Source organism: Streptomyces sp. NPDC001941 (assembly GCF_040296945.1).
In the GTDB taxonomy this organism is placed as follows: domain Bacteria; phylum Actinomycetota; class Actinomycetes; order Streptomycetales; family Streptomycetaceae; genus Streptomyces.
Genome location: NZ_JBEOYE010000148.1, coordinates 1 through 15,851 on the forward strand (window position 1 = coordinate 1; position 15,851 = coordinate 15,851).

General features: G+C 74.8%; 17 protein-coding genes. 7 read left to right on the plus strand and 10 right to left on the minus strand.

The features are described 5' to 3' along the window. Window positions 1-236: 236 nt before the first annotated feature. Window positions 237-1,448, minus strand: coding sequence for a lycopene cyclase family protein (locus ABT160_RS43995; RefSeq protein WP_502984412.1), 1,212 nt, complete (start codon window positions 1,446-1,448; stop codon window positions 237-239). Window positions 1,449-1,679: 231 nt separating this feature from the next. Between ABT160_RS43995 and ABT160_RS44000 the strand changes: the two genes are divergently transcribed. The 4 genes from ABT160_RS44000 to ABT160_RS44015 are packed head-to-tail and all read left to right on the plus strand — an operon-like array spanning window position 1,680 to window position 6,519. After that, window positions 1,680-2,936, plus strand: a complete 1,257-nt coding sequence (locus ABT160_RS44000) for a polyprenyl synthetase family protein (protein WP_351655148.1) — start codon at window positions 1,680-1,682, stop codon at window positions 2,934-2,936. Beyond that, window positions 2,933-4,468 (plus strand): phytoene desaturase family protein, encoded by a 1,536-nt coding sequence (gene crtI / locus ABT160_RS44005; RefSeq protein WP_351655151.1) that lies wholly within the window; start codon window positions 2,933-2,935, stop codon window positions 4,466-4,468. Before ABT160_RS44000 ends, crtI begins: the two co-directional genes overlap by 4 nt. Beyond that, window positions 4,465-5,457, plus strand: coding sequence for a phytoene/squalene synthase family protein (locus ABT160_RS44010; protein WP_351655153.1), 993 nt, complete (start codon window positions 4,465-4,467; stop codon window positions 5,455-5,457). The genes crtI and ABT160_RS44010 overlap by 4 nt, the downstream gene beginning before the upstream one ends. 45 nt (window positions 5,458-5,502) lie before the next feature. Then, on the plus strand, window positions 5,503-6,519 hold the full coding sequence (locus ABT160_RS44015; protein WP_351655155.1) for a Rieske (2Fe-2S) protein: 1,017 nt from the start codon (window positions 5,503-5,505) through the stop codon (window positions 6,517-6,519). Window positions 6,520-6,569: 50 nt separating this feature from the next. On the opposite strand, the gene ABT160_RS44020 is transcribed toward ABT160_RS44015, so the two are convergent. Both ABT160_RS44020 and ABT160_RS44025 read right to left on the minus strand, forming a co-directional pair. After that, window positions 6,570-6,938, minus strand: coding sequence for a hypothetical protein (locus ABT160_RS44020; protein ID WP_351655158.1), 369 nt, complete (start codon window positions 6,936-6,938; stop codon window positions 6,570-6,572). A gap of 280 nt (window positions 6,939-7,218) precedes the next feature. Continuing rightward, window positions 7,219-8,613, minus strand: coding sequence for a hypothetical protein (locus ABT160_RS44025; RefSeq protein ID WP_351655160.1), 1,395 nt, complete (start codon window positions 8,611-8,613; stop codon window positions 7,219-7,221). 307 nt (window positions 8,614-8,920) lie between these two features. Between ABT160_RS44025 and ABT160_RS44030 the strand changes: the two genes are divergently transcribed. Then, complete coding sequence (locus ABT160_RS44030; RefSeq protein ID WP_351655162.1) at window positions 8,921-9,289, plus strand: ANTAR domain-containing protein; 369 nt, start codon at window positions 8,921-8,923, stop codon at window positions 9,287-9,289. Between the two features lie 30 nt (window positions 9,290-9,319). Here ABT160_RS44030 and ABT160_RS44035 read toward each other — a convergent pair whose 3' ends face one another. Beyond that, on the minus strand, window positions 9,320-9,568 hold the full coding sequence (locus tag ABT160_RS44035) for a hypothetical protein (RefSeq protein ID WP_351655165.1): 249 nt from the start codon (window positions 9,566-9,568) through the stop codon (window positions 9,320-9,322). Between the two features lie 372 nt (window positions 9,569-9,940). Between ABT160_RS44035 and ABT160_RS44040 the strand changes: the two genes are divergently transcribed. Beyond that, window positions 9,941-10,801, plus strand: a complete 861-nt coding sequence (locus tag ABT160_RS44040; protein ID WP_351655167.1) for a DUF72 domain-containing protein — start codon at window positions 9,941-9,943, stop codon at window positions 10,799-10,801. A 127-nt stretch (window positions 10,802-10,928) separates the two neighbouring features. On the opposite strand, the gene ABT160_RS44045 is transcribed toward ABT160_RS44040, so the two are convergent. From ABT160_RS44045 to ABT160_RS44060, 4 genes are all read right to left on the minus strand, one after another. Then, on the minus strand, window positions 10,929-11,732 hold the full coding sequence (locus tag ABT160_RS44045; protein WP_351655169.1) for a glycosyltransferase family 2 protein: 804 nt from the start codon (window positions 11,730-11,732) through the stop codon (window positions 10,929-10,931). Then, the gene (locus tag ABT160_RS44050) at window positions 11,729-12,316 is read right to left on the minus strand and encodes a methyltransferase domain-containing protein (RefSeq protein WP_351655183.1); all 588 of its coding nucleotides are present in this window, start codon (window positions 12,314-12,316) and stop codon (window positions 11,729-11,731) included. Before ABT160_RS44050 ends, ABT160_RS44045 begins: the two co-directional genes overlap by 4 nt. Window positions 12,317-12,396: 80 nt before the next feature. Then, a complete protein-coding gene (locus tag ABT160_RS44055; RefSeq protein WP_351655172.1) occupies window positions 12,397-13,161 on the minus strand; it encodes a PIG-L deacetylase family protein in 765 nt (254 codons plus the stop codon). Continuing rightward, the gene (locus ABT160_RS44060) at window positions 13,158-14,222 is read right to left on the minus strand and encodes an acyl-CoA dehydrogenase family protein (protein WP_351655175.1); all 1,065 of its coding nucleotides are present in this window, start codon (window positions 14,220-14,222) and stop codon (window positions 13,158-13,160) included. Before ABT160_RS44060 ends, ABT160_RS44055 begins: the two co-directional genes overlap by 4 nt. Window positions 14,223-14,476: 254 nt before the next feature. Here ABT160_RS44060 and ABT160_RS44065 point away from each other — a divergent pair, with 254 nt between their 5' ends. Next, window positions 14,477-14,734: a DUF5133 domain-containing protein gene (locus ABT160_RS44065; protein WP_502984411.1), complete on the plus strand. Its 258-nt coding sequence runs from the start codon at window positions 14,477-14,479 to the stop codon at window positions 14,732-14,734. 74 nt (window positions 14,735-14,808) lie between these two features. Here ABT160_RS44065 and ABT160_RS44070 read toward each other — a convergent pair whose 3' ends face one another. Beyond that, window positions 14,809-14,979, minus strand: coding sequence for an Rv0909 family putative TA system antitoxin (locus ABT160_RS44070; protein ID WP_351655178.1), 171 nt, complete (start codon window positions 14,977-14,979; stop codon window positions 14,809-14,811). Window positions 14,980-15,062: 83 nt separating this feature from the next. Next, window positions 15,063-15,254, minus strand: coding sequence for a hypothetical protein (locus ABT160_RS44075; protein ID WP_351655180.1), 192 nt, complete (start codon window positions 15,252-15,254; stop codon window positions 15,063-15,065). Window positions 15,255-15,851 lie beyond the last annotated feature (597 nt).

Genomic DNA, 15,851 nt, shown 5'->3' on the forward strand with positions numbered 1-15,851 from the left:
GACCCGGTGGGCGCCGGTGGCCGGACCTCATCGGGCTCGCGTCCTCTCCGGCGGCCTGCGGGCCACGAAGGCGTGAGGGGTCCCGATCCGCCCGCCGGGCGGGGGGAGGTCGCGTGCGCGCACGGACCTTCCCGGGTGTGCCGCACAGGCAGCGCCCGGGACGGCGTGGCCGGAGGCGGTGGTACGGGTGGGTCCGCGAAGGGCGGGCATCGTGGTCCTCGGGTGGACGGCGGGTGTCATGAGCGGGGTCCTGTGAACACGGCGGATGCCTGGCGTCCGGGGCGCGCGGCGAGGGCGAGCGCGCTGCGCACCATGGGCAGGACGGGGGTCTGCAGGCCGATGCGCAGGTCTTGGTGCAGCGGGGTCTGGCCGTCGAGGAAGCGCAGCAGGCGCTCGGTGGGTACGCGCGCGAAGAGCCGGGCGAAGAGCGCGGCCCCGTCCACCCGGCCGCTGGCCAGGCCCCGCAGCAGGATGGCGTCCATGGTCAGGGACCGGCGTGAGTGCGGAGGCGGCGGCAGGGGTTCGCGGCCCGCGTGCAGCGCGTCGGCCACGGCCGTGGTCTGGCGCTGGATGGCGGCGAAGGCGTAGCCGGTGGACGGGCGGACCGCTCCCCCGGCCGCGCCGATGGGGTAGACGCCGGGGGCGGTGCGGCGGGCGAACCGGCCGTCGGTCATCGGGATGACACCCGCCTCGGTGTCGGTGACCTCGTGTGCGCCGGTGGTGAGGACCTCGGCGAGGTAGCCGCGCAGCGCGCGGTCGTACGCCTGCGGGGGCAGGACGCCGGCGGAGAACTGCGTGTACTCGACGAGCGCCGTGGTGGTGCTGGTGGGCAGGACGTAGAAGAAGGCGAGCCCTCGGTCGGGCTGGGGGGTGCGGAAGTCCATCAGGTCGGCCGTGCCGGTGCGGAACACGGGGCGGCGGGTGCGCACGAACCAGCCGCGGAAGTGCTGGAGCAGGCAGGTGCGGGCGGGCGGGAGGGTGCGCGGGGGGCGTGAGTCGAAGACGTACCGGGCCTGCAGGACGTCCTCGCGGCCCTCGTGGTCGCGCAGGTGCACGCAGCTGCGCCGCCCGGCGGAGGTGACACGCTCGACGACGGCCCGGTGCCGCGTGAGGTGCGGTGCTGCGGCCAGCCGTGCGTGCACCAGGTCCTCGAAGTCGTCGGAGCGGATCATCTTGTAGCGCAGCGGGGCGATCTCCTGGCAGGTGGCGGCGCCGTCGGGGCCGTGGACGCGCAGGGAGTCCCACGTGGCGGTGACCGCGTCGTCGTACCGTCCGGGTCCGGGCTCCCAGAAGCACCAGGTGCGCCGGGGCGGGCGCAGGGGTCCCGGCGGGGCGTCCAGGAGCACGACGGACCCCGGCCCCGGCCCCCGTCCGGGTTCGGCGAGGCGGTGGGCCAGGGACAGCCCGGCGGCGCCCGCCCCGATGATGACCACGTCGGCTTCCCGCATCGCTGCCGCTGCCCCCTCGCGCTGGTCGACCGGCACCACCGGGTTTGTTTCCCCGGCGGGCCGGTACGTGGATGCGTGTCGCCGTCACCGGTACCACGCAGGGCTCCCGTCCACGCCGGGCGGATTCCGGCCAGAGACTCCGGCGGGCGCATCCGGTGGTCGCCGCACGGGGGAAGCAGTGCCGAACGCCCGCACGACCGCCCGCCAGGACCAGCCGAAGGAGCTTCCGTCATGGACCGGGTAGACGATGCGCAATGCGATGTCGCGACTCTCACCGGCGCTCCGCCGCCGGAAGGGGCCGCGCCGGAAGGCCGCGCTCCGGCCGTCGCCCGTCCCGCCTTCCTGGACGTGGACGCCGACGTTCCGGGTGTCGTGCGGGAGCGGCTGCGCCTCGTACTGGCCGAACGCACTCACCGCGCGCGGCAGTTGGACGAGACGTTCGGCGACGACGTGGCCGCCCGGCTGGAGCGGCTCGCGCTGGGCGGCGGCAAGCGCGTGCGCCCCCAGTTCCTGTGGTGGGGCCTGCGCGCGTGCGCCCTCCCCTCCGACTCCCGCACCGGGGCCGCGCTGCGGCTGTCCGCCGCGCTCGAACTCCTGCAGTGCTGCGCCCTGGTCCACGACGACGTCATGGACGGGGACCTGGTGCGGCGCGGCGAGCCGTCGCTGCACGCCGCGGTCGCCGGGCAGTACGCCGCCGTCGCGGCCGGCGGCCACCACAGGCTCGGGGAGTCCGCGGCCATCCTGGCCGGGGACCTCGCGCTGGTGTGGGCCGACGACCTCGTGGCCGATCTGGACCTGCCGCAGCCGCTGTCGGCCCGCCTGCGGTCCGCGTGGGCCGTGATGCGCACCGAGATGATCGCCGGCCAGTACCTGGACATGCACGGCGAGGTGACCGGGACCAGGTCCCTGGTCCGCGCCGTCCGTACCGCGTGCCTCAAGAGCGCCCTGTACACGGTGGAACGCCCGCTGCAGCTCGGCGCGCTCCTGGCGGGCGCCGACCAGGCCACCACGGGTGCCCTGTGCTCGGCCGGGCGGTGCGCCGGTCTGGCCTTCCAGCTCCACGACGACCTGCGGGACCTGTTCACCGGCAGCGCCGGGAGGCCGTCGGGCCAAGACATCCGCACCGGCAAGCCCACCTACCTGGTCGCCGTGGCCCTGGCGAGGGCGGAGTCCACCGGCGACGCAGCGGCGCGGGAGGTGCTCGGCCGGAACCTGGGGCGCGGTGACCTGGACGCCGACGGGCTGCGCGCCGTTCGGGAGGCGGTGGTCTCCACCGGCGCGCGGCACCTCGTCACCCGCAAGATCGGCCGACTGCTCGACACGGCCCACCGCCGCCTCTCCGCGGCCGTGCTCGACCCCTTGGGGCGCGGCCACCTGATCGCGCTGATGCACGCGGCGGCCGGGCGGCCCGGCCCGGCGGCCCCGGGGGCCAACGCCCCGTACCGGAGCGCGGATCCGCGCTCACCGGCGAAGGGGCGGGGCCGATGACGCGTACGGTTCCCGGGCGCACCGACCACGTCGTCGTCATCGGCGCCGGCCTGGCCGGCCTCTCGGCGACGCTGCACCTGCTGGGCGCGGGACGGCAGGTCACCGTGGTGGAACGCGACTGCGGCCCGGGCGGGCGCGCGGGGCGGGTCGACAGCGGCGGCTTCCTGCGGGACACCGGTCCGACGGTGCTGACCATGCCGGAGTTCGCCGACGAGGCCTTCGCCGCGGTCGGCACGAGCCTGTACGACCACGTCGAGCTGATCGCACTCCACCCGGCCTACCGCGCCCAGTTCGCCGACGGCAGCACCCTGGACGTGCACACCGACAGCGCTGCCATGGAGGCCGAGGTGGCGCGGTTCGCCGGGGCGCGGGAGGCGTACGGCTACCGCCGGCTGCGCCGCTGGCTCCAGCGGCTGTACCGGGCGCAGATCGACAGCTTCATCGACGCCAACTTCGACTCGCCCCTGCAGCTGCTCACCCCGGACCTGGCCCGGCTGGCCGCACTGGGCGGATTCGGCCGCCTCGACGCGCGCATCGGCCGCTTCCTCCGGGACGAACGGCTGCGCCGGGTGTTCTCCTTCCAGTCCCTGTACGCGGGCGTGCCCCCGGCCCGCGCGCTGGCCGCGTACGCCGTCATCGCGTACATGGACACCGTCGCGGGCGTCCACTTCCCGCGCGGCGGCATGCACGCCCTGCCCGCGGCCATGGCGAAGGCGGCCGCGGACGCGGGCGCCACCCTGCGCTACGGGCAGCGCGTCACGCGCCTGGAGCGCTCGGGCGGGCGGATCACGGCCGTCGTCACCGAGGACGCCCGCATCCCCTGCGACGCCGTCGTCCTGACCCCCGACCTGCCCGTCGCCTACCGCCTGCTCGGCCGGGCCCCGCGCCGCCCGGTGGGCCTGCGCGCCGCGCCCTCGGCCGTCGTGCTGCACGCCGGCTGCGACCGCACCTGGCCCCAACTGGCGCACCACACCCTCTCGTTCGGTGCCGCCTGGCACACCACCTTCGACGAACTCACCCGGCAGGGCCGCCTCATGAGCGACCCCTCGCTGCTGATCACCCGGCCCACCGCGACCGACCCCGGCCTCGCACCCCCGGGACGGCACCTGCACTACGTACTGGCACCCTGCCCCAACACCGCGATCGGCCCCGACGCCCGCGCCTGGGGCGAACTCGCGCCGCGCTACCGCGCGCACCTGCTCGCGGAGCTGGAGCGCCGCGGGCTGGACGGCCTCACCGCCTCCGTGCGGGACGAGCACCTGGTCACGCCGGCGCACTGGCAGGCCCAGGGACACCTGTACGGCACTCCGTTCTCCGCCGCGCACACCTTCGCGCAGACCGGGCCCTTCCGGCCGCGCAATCTGGTCAACGGCACCGAGAACGCGGTGCTCGCGGGCTGCGGCACCACCCCGGGCGTAGGTGTTCCGACCGTGCTCGTCTCGGGGAAGCTCGCGGCCGCGCGCATCACCGGCCGGACCGCGCCCAGCCCTCGCGGCCCCGTCCCGAACTCCGGCAAGGAGTCCAGCCGATGAACGCCCGAGAACTCGACGTCGCCGGGATCACCGACCCCGGCCTGCGCGACGCCTACCTGCGGTGCAGGCGCCTCAACGCCCGGCACGGCAAGACGTACTACCTGGCCACGCGGCTGCTGCCGCTCGAACGACGGGCGGCCGTCCACGCGTTGTACGGGTTCGCCCGCTGGGCCGACGACATCGTCGACACCGTGGACGGCGCGGCCACCACGCGGCAGCGGCGGCGCGCCCTGGACGCGCTCGAAGGGGAACTGGACGCCGGCCCGCACCAGGGGGCCGGGGCCCGCCCCGTGATCCGCGCGCTGCTCGACACCCGTGCGCGGTACGGCATCGCCCCGTCCCTGTTCCACGACTTCCTCGCCTCCATGCGCAGCGACCTCACCGTCACCTCCTACGCCCGCTACGCGGACCTGCGGGCCTACATGCACGGTTCGGCAGCGGTCATCGGCCTGCAGATGCTGCCGGTCCTGGGCACCGTCGTCCCGCCCGCCGAGGCGGAGCCGCACGCGGCCGCCCTGGGCGTGGCCTTCCAGCTGACCAACTTCCTGCGGGACGTGGGCGAGGACCTGGACCGGGGCCGCGTGTACCTGCCCCTGGACCTGCTGGCGGCCCACGGCGCCGGGCCGGAGCTGCTGCGGTGGAGCAGGCGCACGGGCCGGGACGACCCCCGGATCACCGCGGCGCTCAAGGACGCCGAGCACCTGACCCGGCGCTGCTACCGCGACGCCGTGCCGGGCCTTGCCATGCTCGATCCGCGCTCGCGGCCCTGCGTCCGCACCGCCTTCGTGCTCTACCGCGGCATCCTGGACGCCATCGCCGCCGACGGCTACCAGGTGGTGCACCGGCGCGCCGTCGTCCCGCGCCGCCGCCGGGCCCTGGTCGCCCTGGACGGGTTCGTCAGCCGGGCGCGGCCACGCAACCGGCGGGCACCGGACGCCCCGTGCCGTCCCCGCCCCGGCACGGCGCTCCGGGTCCCCGTGCTGCGATGACCCGGCCACCCACCGAACGAAGCCCACACGAAGGCGGCAGCAAGCATGGTCTCGCCCCATCCGTCACGGCGCCCCCGCATCCCCCTCGGCCTGCGCGGGCGGCCCGTGCCGTGGGAGCTCCAGCCCGGCACCTGGCGCGAGGCCGATCCCGCGCTGATCGCCGCGGCGCTCAGCCGCGCCCGGGCCAGGCCCTCGGGCAACTGGTACGTCGTGGGGGCCAGTCGGGCCCTGGGCACGGACACGACGTGGGGACGTACCGTGGCCGGACACGAGATCGTGGTCTGGCGCGACGCGCGCGGCGTCGCCGTCGCGGGGCCCGGGCAGTGCCCGCACCTGGGGGCCCCGCTCAAGGACAGTCCGGTGCGGTGCGGGACCCTCCGGTGCCACTGGCACGGCCTCGCGTTCACGGGGGGCCCGGTCGCGGGCTGGCAGCCGGTGCCGGCGCACGACGACGGGGTGCTGCTCTGGGTACGCCTCGACGGGAGCGGGGGCGAAGAGGCGCTGCCCGCCCCGGTGGTGCCCCGGCGCCCCGACGCGGCTCGCTCGGTCGTCACCGTCTACACCGGTGCGGGGACCTGTGAGCCGCAGGACGTCGTCGCCAACCGCCTCGACCCCTGGCACGGCGCCTGGTTCCACCCGTACGCCTTCGCCGACCTGACCGTGGTCAGCGCGCCCGGGCGCGACTGCCCGGACGAGGACGACGCGTTCGTCGTGGACGTGTCCTTCAAGGTCACCGGCCGTCTGGTCGTCCCGGTGCGCGCGGTCTTCACCGCGCCCGAGCCGCGCACCGTGGTCATGCGCATCACCGGCGGCGAGGGCGAGGGGTCGGTGGTCGAGACGCACGCGACCCCGCTGGGCACCGACGCACGGGGCAGGCCGCGCACCGCCGTCGTCGAGGCGGTCCTCGCCACGTCCGACCGGCCCGGCTTCCGCGTGGCCCGACTGCTGGCCCCGGCCGTGCGGCCACTGGTGCGTCACGCGGCGGCCCGCCTGTGGCGGGACGACCTGGCGTACGCGGAGCGGCGGTGGTTCCTGAGGTCGGCGGGACGGTTCCCGGGCTGACGATCCCGGCGGCGGGGGCCCGGCGGCCGAGGAGCGTGGCCGCTCCCGTGTCACGGACCGAGCCGGAACTGGGCCTCCCGCTCCTGGTCACCGGAGACCGTGCCCTCGTCCCGCACGAGGAAGCGGTCCTCCAGGACACCCCGCAGGACGTCCACGTCGTGCGGCGCCCCCTGCACCGTCAGCAGGACCGTGCCGTCGAGCGGCGGACCGGGCGCCGCGGGTGCCGGCCGGGCCGCGGCGGCGACGTCCAGCTCGGCGGTCCAGACCGTGGGCGGGACCGCCTGCCGGGAGGCGCCGCGCGCGGGGTCGTCGGTGGCGGGGAGATGGAAGCGGGTCCCGAGGTAGTCCAGTACCGCCGTGGCTTGCGCGGGGTCGGTGTCGGTGAGGGTGACGGTGACCGGTCGCGGAGGGCTGTTCACGTGGCGCCTTCTTCCTGCCCCTCGAGCGGGGCCGCAACGGTTCTCACGGTGACGGGCACGCGGCGAGGCACGGATCCCGCTCGGGGTGCGTGCCGGACCGTCACGGCTTCCCGTCTCCGTCGTGGCGCACGAACGTGCGCCGGGCCGGAGCGAGTACCCCCGCACCGACGGACAACCCCCGCCACGGGCACGGATCCGGCCTCCCGGTGCTCAGGAGGCGGTCGTCCGCGCGTGTACGCCTGCGGACGGCGTACGGCGGAAGGGATGGGCCGCGGGGCGGTCAACTGCTGCGGGCCCGCAGGAGGCGGGCCCGGCTGTAGGTGACGTCCTCTTTCGCTCCGGTGCACAGCAGCGCCAGCAGCCCGCGCGGGGGCGCCGGGGCAAGGTGGTCGACGGCCGGCGCGGTGATGTCGTCAAGCAGCTGGTCGAGGAGCTGGGCCAGGGTGACCGCTCCCCCGTCGAGGTCCCCGTGGCCGAGCGTGTGGTCGACGAGCTGGGGCGCCGGCCACAGGCCCCCGTCAGCGGTGTGTACCCACACGGCCCCGCCGCTGAGGGTCACCGCCTCCAACGGCTCGATGGTCGACAGGCGTTGCGGTGCGATCGTGAGCATGACGCCGCTCCGGGGCGCACGCCCTTGAGAGGGGTACCAGGCCACGGCGGGCAGATCCGTCTCGGGATCGTGCAGCAGCTGCGCGGCGTTGTCGACCTGGTCCAGCAGCAGCTGGTCCACGACGGTGGGCGGCACCCCGGCCGTGGCGGGGACGAGCCGCCGGATCCACCGGGCGGCGGTCGGAGAGCGGGCCGGGTGCACTTCGACAGTGGCGCCGATGGGCCAGTCCTGGCCACCGTCCCACCGCCGTACGGTCCTGGCCACACGATGGGCGAGCACGTCGCGGCGCTCGGTGATCTCCAGCCATCCGGCGCGGCGCACCAGGGCGGGCAACGCGGCGGGCTCGCTCTCGGCGGGCCGGGGCGCGGGCAGGGCGCCCAGGGTCAGCCAGTGGCAGTCACTGTCCGGGTCGTCGGCCAGAGCGGCTGCGATGTGATCGACGTGGTGTTCCGCCACCAAGTGCGCCCGTTGCCGCAGGAGGCGCGCCAGGTGCGAAGTGACCTGGGCGACCGGGGAGGTGGCCGGTTCGTCGATGGCGAGCAGGGCCAGGTCCGCCGTCGCGAGGTCCGGGTCGTCCGCGGGCACCAGGGCCGGGGCCGCGCCGGGTCGCCAGTTCACGATGGTGTCACGGTCGCGGAGCAGCGGGTGGAACCAGGGCGCCCTGGTCCCCAGGAGGAGGTACAGATGGTGGAAGGTGGGGTGGTACGGCGTGGAGACCTGTTCGCCGGGCAGCAGGTCGACGGCGGTCAGGCGCGGCCCGTTGACCCAGTACTCCTCGCCGACCACGACGGCGGCGACGTCCTCGTCGACGTCCGGGCCGTAGCGGCTCTGGACGGCCCCGGCCATGGCCTGCACGCCGGAACTGCCGCCGGACAGCGGGTGGCCGAGCAGCACGCCGCCGTGCACGGTGCGCCAGCCCAGCACCGCGTGGTCCCCGATGACCTCGCCGCCGACGAACCGGGCCCTGCGGCGGCCGTACTCGTACGGCGGACGCGTCAGCAGCGGCCCGTGCGCCGGGTGACTGCCGGTGGTGGCCGTGTCCTTGCGGTGGCTGAACAGCCTCACGTCGTCCCTCTGTCCGATCCGTTGGGCCACGGGCCGCGGAAGCGGCCGGGTACCCGGGGCCCTCGGGAGGTAACGAGGCCTTCGGAACTCGGCCGGGATACGACTGCCCGCGCCCACCAACCACGCGGGGAGGCAGTCGGGCGGCGCCCGGCTTCGGCCACGCCGGAGCGTCCTGCCGAAGGGGACCACCGCCCTGCCCTGGTCGGGCCACCACAGGACTGGCCGAGGGCCTCGCCCGGGGCCTCGCTCCCTCCAGGAGGCTGTGCGTGAGGGGAATGGAGAGGGCGGGGACGGGAAGGGGCACGACATGACTTCCCCTCAGGACAGGGGCCGTCCTTACGACTCACTGGCCCCGGCGCCGGTGTTGGCGCGGACGGGCCAGGATGAGCCTGGGCAGTTGCGGGCCGAACTCGAGGGCCTGCGCCGGGCGATGGAGTCCCGGGCCACGATCGACCTCGCGCGCGGCATCATGATGGACCGGCTGACCATTACGGCCCAGGAGTCCTGGGAGGTGCTGGTGGAGATCTCGCAGCGCTCCAACACCAAGCTCCGTCACGTCGCTCACGCCCTTGTCCACACCGTCTCGGACAAGGAACAGCTTCCTGCCGGGGTGGACGCGGCCTATGCGGACGCGGTAAGGCGGTGGACCGGCCGGCGTGGGAGCGGCGGCAGTTAGCCATGTCGCGGGCCGACCCGCTCCCGTGCGTCAGCCGAGTAGGCCCGCGACGCCGAGCCGGTCGACGCCCGCGCGCAGTTCTTCCCGAGAGGGCCCGGGTACTGCCCCCGCGCGGCCGGCCAGCAGCGCGGTGACGATCTGGTCATCGTCCAGGGAGCCTTCTTGCAGGAGGTAGCTGACGCGCACGTACAGCCCCAGGTCCTCGAGGCTCAGGGCGGAGTCGAGCAGTACGTCCTCGTCCAAGGCGAAGCGCCGCTGGTAGTGGGGGGTGTTCCGCATGGGTCTCAACTTTCGGAGGACGACGGGCCCGGGTTCGTCGTGCCGGACCGGGCCGGCCGGGGCCGCTCGGCGCCTTGCCGGCCGGCGTCGGTACCGCGCGTCGACGGGGCTGGGCGATGTCCGGTTCCTTTTGTGGTTCGTGTCAACGGCGGGTACCCCGGGTGCCGTGGCGCCAGCCGGTGTGCTCGATCACACGCCGGCGATGGGCGGGGCCTTCTCGCAATGGTCACCTCGGGGTGGCGCATGCGCCCGTTCGGCAGGGAGGGCGGCACGCGCGGTTCCTTGGCCCGGCCTCATCGCCCTCCGTGGGCGGCAGTGTCCCGGTGGCGCGGAGATCCGTGCGCAGGTACCCGTACTGCGTACCGGACCTCCATGGGTGACATTCTCGTGGGTACCTGTTCGTGGACCGATCCGGCGCTGGTGCGCAGCGGCTGGTACCCGTCGGGGCAGAGGGACGCCGAGGGGCGGCTGCGCCACTACGCGGGGCGGTTCCCGGTGGTCGAGGCGGACGCCTCGTACTACGCCCTGCCCAGCGAGCGCGTGAGCCGGATGTGGGTGGAGCGCACGCCGACCGGCTTCGCCTTCGACGTCAAGGCGTTCTCGTTGCTCACGGGTCACCCCACGCGCGAGGCGGTCATGCCGGACGGGCTGCCCGCCGACGCGAGCGATGACGGTGTGCTCGACGAGGTGTGGGCGCGCTTCGCCGCGGGGGTGGGGCCGTTGCGGGCCGCCGGACGGCTCGGCAGCGTGCTGTTCCAGTTCCCTCCCTGGTTGCGTCCCGGGGTCCGGGCCGAGTGGGTGCTGGCGCGCACGGCGCGGCGTACGAACGGATGGCCCGTGGCCGTCGAGTTCCGGCATCCCGAGTGGTGGCGGGCGGAGCAGGCGCAGGACACGATCACCCTGCTCGCGGACCACGGCATGACCGCTGTCGCCGTCGACATGGCCCAGGGGCTGCCCGCGTCCCTGCCGCCCGTCGCACCGGTCACGACGTCCCGGCTGGCCGTCGTACGCTTTCACGGGCGCAGCGCCTCGTGGGGGCGGGGTAGCAAGGAGGACCGCTTCCGGTACGCGTACTCCACGGACGACTTCACCGCGTGGCTCCCCCGGTTGCGCGAGCTGGCGAGCCGTACGGACGAGGTCCACGTGCTGTTCAACAACTGCTGCGGGGACGCCGCGGTACGGGCCGCCGAGTCGATGGACCGCCTGTTGCTTTCGGAGCACCACCGCTCGTGAGGGTCCGCCTGGGAGGACGCGCTGGGGGTGGTCACGCGGGTCGGGTGCGCGGCTTTCCGGGGCACGGCACGCTCTTCGGGAGCTCCGGTCCGTACGACGGGGTACGACGCGCGTACGGTCGGGCTGGTCACGAGTGTCGGACGTCGTACCGGTCGGACAGCTCGGCCGCCGCGCTCGCCGCCTCGCGCTCCAGTCGCTCCGCGCGTGCCAGCCGTGCGAGGTGGTCGCCGAATCCGCCGCGGGCGCGCGGGCGCGTGCGGCCCGAGGTGGTGACCGGGCACGCCGGGTCGCGCAGGACGCGGGCACCGGTGCGTTCCAGTGCCCGCAGCAGTTCCCGGTCCTCGTGCAGGGGCAGCGGTGGGAATCCTCCCGCCCGGGCGTGGGCGCGCGCTGTGACGCCCAGGTTGGCGGCGTGCACGTGCGGGTGGACCCAGGTGCGGCCGCTCAGGGGGCGTGAGTGTTCGTAGAGGCGTCGGTGGCGGTCGGCGACCCAGCGGGGTACGGGGTCGCGGTCGTCCACCGTCACGGTGCCGATGACGGCGTCCCATCCGCTCGCGGCGTGGCCGAGCTGGTGGGCGAGCCAGTGGGGCGGCACCCGGGTGTCGGCGTCCGTGGACGCGATCCACACGTCGTCGGGGGCGTCGTCGAGTACCGACAGGGCGGCGGTGACCGCGGCGGCCCTGGCCCGGCCGACGTTGCGGAACCGGACGGGCACGACCAGTGCTCCGGCGCGCTCGGCGATCCGCTCGGTCGAGTCCGTGCAGGTGTCGGCCGCGACCACGGTCAGGATGCGCGCCGGGGCCGCGTCCCGGTGCCGGGCCGCGGCGGCGATCGCCCGGAGTGCGGCGGGCAGCAGCGCTTCCTCGTTCCTCGCGGGCACGGCGACGGCGAGGGCGCGCGGTGGGGTGCCCGCGCGTGTCTGCGCCGTCATACGAGTCCTTCGCGTGCGGCGGGCGAGAGGGGAACTGAGCCGCCCCGTCCCGTGCGGGTGAACACCTGGAGCACGAAGTCACTTTCCCGGTGGTCGGCCAGGGGTGACAGGCCGGGCGTCGCGGTGAGCGTTTCGGCGAGCGTCGTGCCGGTGCCGAGGTGTTCGGGCACGGGGTGGTTCCAGTGGACGGTGACGAGGGTGCCGCCTTCCTCGAGGCTGCGCACCGTGTGGTCGAGGACCTGTCGCAGGGACGCGGCGTCGAAGTAGTACAGCAGTTCCGAGAGGACGACCAGGTCGAACGGGCCGTCCGGCCACTCGTGGGGAAGGACCAGCCGTTCCACGTCCACGTGCGGCAGGTGGGCGGTGCGTCGCCGGGCCGCCTCGACGGCCGTGCCGACGCGGTCGCAGGCCAGGACCCGGTCGCAGCGTTCGGCCAGGCGCAGCGTCAACTCGCCGACCGAGCAGGCTGGTTCGAAGGCGTTGCGGTAGCGCGGCAGGGGCAGGGACGCCACCGTCAGGTCGTACTTGCGGCGTTCGTACCAGCGCTCGGCGAGGTGCCAGGGGTCGGCGGAGGCCCGGTACATGTCCTCGAAGTAGGAGGCGGGGGTGCTCCCGTCCTCCGTACCGTCGCTGTGCCCGTCCTGGCGCCGGGGAGAGAAGGTGCTCACCGGAAGACCACCTCGAAATCCCGCAGGTGGTGGGCGAGTTCGTCCGGTGGCAGGACGGCGGCGTCACCGGGTGCCGGCCCCAGCGGGTGGATCTGGCTGACGAACCGGTCGACGGCCGCCCGCTTGCGCTTCCTGACCGGTTCGGGCAGGGGGAGGCGTGCGGCGCGCTCCCACGGTACGCGTACGTCGCCGGGGGCCGCCCAGTGCCACGTCCACACCGGGTACTGCCAGCAGGGAACGCCCGCGTGGGCCGCGGCGCGCACCGCCGCGCGGCCCGCCGCCTCGTGGTCGCCGTGGACGTCTCCGGTCCACGGTGCGACCAGCAGGTCCACGCCCTGCGCGCGGACGGACAGCTCCCGCACCAGTTCCTCCTCGTGCTCGGCGACGTGGGTGTCGGGGATTCCCAGCCGGACGACGGAGGCGGTCCCGGCGCCCAGTTCGTCAAGGGCGGCCCGGGTCTCCTCCGCCCGTACGCGGACGAGGTCGGGCGGGCCGAGGACGGTGCTGTCGGGGTGGGACGCCTCGCCGTCGGTCACCGACACCACGGTGACCTGCGCGCCGCAGGCCGCGAGGAGGGCGATCGCGCCGCCGAAGCCCAGCACCTCGTCGTCGGGGTGCGCCGCGACGACGACCACCCGGCCCAGGCCGTCCAGCGTCGCCTCGGGCAGGCCTGCCCAGCCGGTCCAGGCGCTCCAGGCGGCCTCGTCCGTGCCGGGTGCCTGAATGGGGTCGGCGCGGGGCCGGTCGCTCGGGCCCGTCACCGCTCCTGCCCCCGGGCGACCAGCTCACCAAGGCCCGCCAGGGCGCGTTCGGCGTGGTGCTGGCGCAGGTAGACGGCGAGGTCGGAGGCAGCGCGCGCGTGTCGGATGTCGTGGCACAGCGGCCCTGCGCCCGTGGCCCGGCCCACGTGGTCGAGGACCTCGCGGCACGCCTGCTCGACGAACGCGCGGACCCGCATGGACCGCAGCGTCGCCCCTGCCCCGGTGTCCAGGGGGTCGGCGTCGATCTCCCGGGCCGCGTGCTCCAGCAGGACCCAGGCGGTGTGCAGCCGGACGTCCACCGCGCCCAGGTGGGCGTCGGTGTGGGGCTCCGTCCGCTGGGCCGCGGCGTCGTACAGGACGCGGGCCACGGCGAGCGCGCCTCCGTACCAGCAGGCGGCCACGCCGATGCCGCCGTGCGCGAACCCGGGCCTGCGGATGTACGCCTCGGGCCCGCCAACCTCGCGGGCGGGCACGTCGACGAACCGCACGTCCGGCGTGTCGCTTCCGGCCATGCCGATCGCCTGCCACGAGTCCGGCACCGGGCGGCAGTCGGCGCCGTCCACCCGTACCGCGAAGAGCCGCCGCTCGTCACCCGACCTGGCCGTGACCAGCGCGTGCGTGCAGCTGTGGGCGCCGGAGCAGTACTGCTTCAGCCCGTTGAGCACCCAGCCGCCGTCCTTGCGCAGCGCGGTGAGTCCCTCGCCGGGCGGTTCCGCGGCCCAGACACCCCACCGCTGGCCTGCCGAGGGCGGTGGGTCCGCGCGCAGTTCGGCCAGGATGGCGAGCGCGTCCACGTGCCCCTCGACCAGGCGGGCGGTGCTCAGGTCTCCGGCGGCGACGTCGCGCAGGGCGGCGAACCGCTCGGCGGTGCGGCCCGCTCCCGGCAGGGGGAACTCGTACTCGCCCGCGTCAATGCGGCGTACGACGTCGGCGAAGCGTCGCGCGGCCTCCGCGCGGCAGGCTTCCGCCTCTCGTCCGGTCCCGGCGTGGGCGGGTGCGGGCGGGCGCTGGGACTCGGCGCTCGCGGTGGGCGGTGACGGGGAGAGAGGGCCGTGGGCCATGGGTGGGCGCTCCTCGTGGGGTCGGCGAGCGGTGACGGCGTTTCGCTTCGCGGCCGTACGGGCGGCTCTTGATGCGATCTCCGGAGTTCCCGCTTGGGTGAGGCGAAAACGTCCCTGTCCGGGATCTTTCGCGGACCTGCCGAGGAGGGTCCGGGGGCGTACGCCGGACCTTCGGCGCGCGCCGGCCGGCGTGGACGTCCCAGGGCATGAAGGTCTCAACCGGGGGCAGAAGGAGGCCGATCGAGCGTGGGACCGTGAAGGAGGGCAAGGGCATGGTCGTGCCTGCCGAGGGGGAACTGCGTCGCGTTCTGGCTCGCTTCGACCGGGCGCGCACCGCTCACGAGGGCTGTCCCTCGCCGGCGTCGAGCCGTTCCCTGGATGACGCCACGTACACGCTGTGCGTGATGACCGGGACGCGCACCGCCGAGGAGGCCGTCGCTGTCGCGGACGAGCTGCTGGCCCGGAGGCCGTCGGCCGCGGGTGGCCCGGTCGGCCAGGCGCTGGCCGCCTGAACGGGGCCCGTCCTGGAGGAGGGCACGGGCGTAGGGCCGGACCTCGCGGTCCGGCCCTACAAAAGTGACGCGGCCTACTTGTTCGGGTCGTCGTCGACGCCGAGCTTCTGCTCGACGCTCTGCTGCGCCTTGTCGACCTTGTCGGCGTACTTGTTCCCGGTCTTCTCGTTCACTTCTTCTTCGAGCGAGTCCGAGATCTCCTTGGCCTTCGCCTTGGCCTGGTTCTTGAAGTCTTCGACTCCCATGAAGCTCACGTCCTTTTCGCCAGTGGCAGGTTGGGGGTGCGCGGTACCGCCGCCGGGCGGCCGCGCGGGCAGAGCAGAGAGCGTCAGCTCCACTCGGCCTGGCCGTCGTCCTGCGGTGCCTGCCGCTCCTCGGGGCGCTCCTGGTCCGGGCGCGTGCGCTCGTTCTCCTCGCCCGGACGCCGGGCGGAGCGGCTCTGCTCCTCCTGGGGGGCGAGGTCCTGGCGGTCCTGCGCCGCGCGCTCACTGCCGGTGCTGTCGAAACGCTCATGCCCCATGACTGCTCACACTCCTGGTGCGGATGAGGGAGGGGGGAAGTTCGCGGCGTGCGGCCGACGGAGACGTCGACCCGGGCACTGGGCCCCTGCCGCGGCGGCCGCGTACGGCCGACTTCTCCATGCTGGCACCCACCCCCGCGGCGCGCACTCCGAGCCCACCCGCCTTCACACAGCGTAACCACGCGTCAGCTCCACGCGTGCCCTGCATCGGCGACGCATCAGTGCCCATGCGACGAATCGGGAGACAGCGCACACCCCTGCTTGCCGGTGGCCGACCTCCTCAAGGCCGCTGTCGGGCGGGTGCCGCTCCGCGGCGTGAGGTTCGCAGGCGGGTCCACGCCTGCGTCTTCCTCCCGAAAAAGACGACGGCCGGGTTCCCGATACCGTTCGGGAACCCGGCCGTGCCGAGCAAGGGCGGTGTTGTACGCGGTGTCAGCCGCCGACGTACCAGTGGAAGCCGCCGCTGGAAGCCGCGACGATCATGAGGACGACGAAGATCAGGACGTCGATGATGCCCAGCACGATCGCGGCGTTGGCCATGCCCCCGCCGCCCTTGGCCGCGGCGTGGCGTCGCCCGACCGCACCGAAGACGATGGC